Genomic DNA, 2,320 nt, shown 5'->3' with positions numbered 1-2,320 from the left:
CGTCGGCGGGGTTGATCGCGAACTGCACGTTGGAGCCGCCGGTGTCGACGCCGATCTCGCGCAGCACCGCGATGGCGGCGTTGCGCATGATCTGATAGTCGCGGTCGGTCAGGGTCTGGGCCGGGGCGACCGTGATGGAGTCGCCGGTGTGCACGCCCATGGGATCGAAGTTCTCGATCGAGCAGATAATGATGCAGTTGTCCGCGCGGTCGCGGACTACTTCCATCTCGAACTCCTTCCAGCCGAGCGCGGATTCCTCGATCAGCAGTTCATGCGTCGGCGACAGATCCAGCCCGCGCCGGCAGATTTCCTCGAACTCTTCCTGATTGTAGGCGATGCCGCCGCCGCTCCCGCCCATGGTGAACGAGGGCCGGATGATGGTCGGAAAGCCGATCGACGCCTGCACCTGGATCGCCTCCTCCAGGCTGTGGGCGATGGCCGAACGCGGCATGTCGAGTCCGATCCGGCGCATCGCCTGCCGGAAGAGATCGCGATCCTCGGCCTTGTCGATGGCCTCGCGCGAGGCGCCGATCAGTTCCACGCCGAAGCGCTCGAGCACGCCCTCGCGCACCAGATCGAGCGCGCAGTTGAGCGCCGTCTGGCCGCCCATGGTCGGCAGCAGCGCCTCCGGGCGCTCCTTCTCGATGATGGCGGCGACCGCGCGCCAGGTGACCGGCTCGATGTAGGTGGCATCCGCCATTTCCGGATCGGTCATGATGGTGGCTGGATTGGAGTTGACCAGCACGACCCGGTAACCCTCCTCGCGCAGCGCCTTGCACGCCTGCGCCCCGGAGTAGTCGAACTCGCACGCCTGACCGATAACGATGGGGCCGGAGCCAATAATCAAAATGCTGTGGATGTCGGTACGCTTGGGCATCAGTTCTTCCGCTCGCGAATCAGATCGATAAAGTGGTCGAACACCGGCGCGACATCATGGGGTCCGGGACTGGCCTCGGGATGCCCCTGAAAACTGAAGGCGGGACGCTGGCGGTGATGAATCCCTTGCAGCGAACCGTCGAACAGCGAGCGGTGGGTCGCTTCCAGCGTCTCCGGCAGACTGGCCTCATCCACCGCGAAGCCATGGTTCTGGCTGCTGATCATGACCGCCCCGGTCTTGAGATCCTGCACCGGATGATTCGCGCCATGATGGCCGAACTTCATCTTCAGCGTGCTTGCCCCGCAGGCCAGGCCCAGCAGCTGATGGCCGAGACAGATCCCGAACAGCGGCATGTCCGTCTCCAGCAACTCGCGAATCGCCGCGATCGCATAGTCGCAGGGCTCGGGGTCGCCCGGACCGTTGGAGAGAAAGACGCCGTCGGGTTGCAGCGCCAGCACGGTCGCCGCCGGCATGTGCGCCGGTACCACGGTGACATGACAGCCACGTTCGACCAGCATCCGCAGGATGTTGCGCTTGATGCCGTAATCGTAGGCGACGACGTGGTAAGGAAGACGCGCCCCCACCGGCATCAAGGGTTCCGGCAATCCTTTATCCAGCGTCCAGACGCCCTGCGTCCAGGGGTAAGCCTCCTTGGTCGAGGCATGTTGGGCCAGATCCATGCCCTTGAGCCCCGGAAAGGCGCGCGCATCGGCGAGGGCCGAGGCATCGTCGATGGCGTCGCCAGCCTGAATGCAGCCGTTCTGGGTACCCTTCTCGCGCAGAATGCGCGTCAGGCGGCGAGTATCGATGTCCGCGATCCCGACGACTCCCTGACGGATCAGATAGTCATCAAGCCGCTCGCGCAGCCGATAATTACTCGGCCGGATCGGCAGGTCGCGGATGATGAGCCCCGCCGCCTGAATGGCGCCGGACTCTTCATCTTCCGGATTGACACCGACATTGCCGATATGCGGATAGGTCAGGGTGACGAGTTGTCGGAGGTACGAGGGATCGGTCAGAATCTCCTGGTAGCCGGACATGGCGGTATTGAAGACCACCTCGCCGACGCTGGTGCCATCGGCACCAATTGACGTTCCGCGGAAGACCGAGCCGTCTTCCAGAACCAGAACCGCGGGTTTTCTCAAGGGTATCTCCGAATCCGGGCGAGGACGTGCGACGACCGCGACGGGAAGTATAGAGGACTGCGTCAGCACCTATCGTATTTAGAGCCGCTGGCAGGGCACTTATCCGGACGAATTCTAAAGAACCGCCGCCGAGCTGTCCACGCGCTTAGTAGGCACACCTCATCACCTATCAGTTACTCACGGGCATGAAAGGCGGGCAACGGCAGATCGTTTTGAAGACACCGCTTCAGACGACGCAGGCCGCGGGTAAACCACGAAACCAGGCTGCGATAGAGTTTCCGGAAGCTCCAATGCCCGG

1 protein-coding gene and 1 pseudogene are annotated in these 2,320 nt (G+C 63.3%); both read right to left on the bottom strand.

The features are described 5' to 3' along the window. A pseudogene (gene carB / locus QZY07_RS25025) lies at positions 1-877 on the bottom strand (carbamoyl phosphate synthase large subunit); the annotation flags it as partial. Continuing rightward, entirely contained in the window at positions 877-2,022 is a 1,146-nt protein-coding gene (gene carA / locus QZY07_RS25020) for a glutamine-hydrolyzing carbamoyl-phosphate synthase small subunit (protein ID WP_295408774.1), read from the bottom strand. The gene carA and the pseudogene carB, both read right to left, overlap by 1 nt. Between the last annotated feature and the right edge of the window lie 298 nt (positions 2,023-2,320).

Origin of the sequence: uncultured Thiocystis sp. (genome assembly GCF_903866365.1) — a bacterium.
Lineage (GTDB): Bacteria > Pseudomonadota > Gammaproteobacteria > Chromatiales > Chromatiaceae > Chromatium.
Note: the sequence above shows the minus strand (reverse complement) of the source record. Positions and strands in the feature narration are given on the sequence as shown.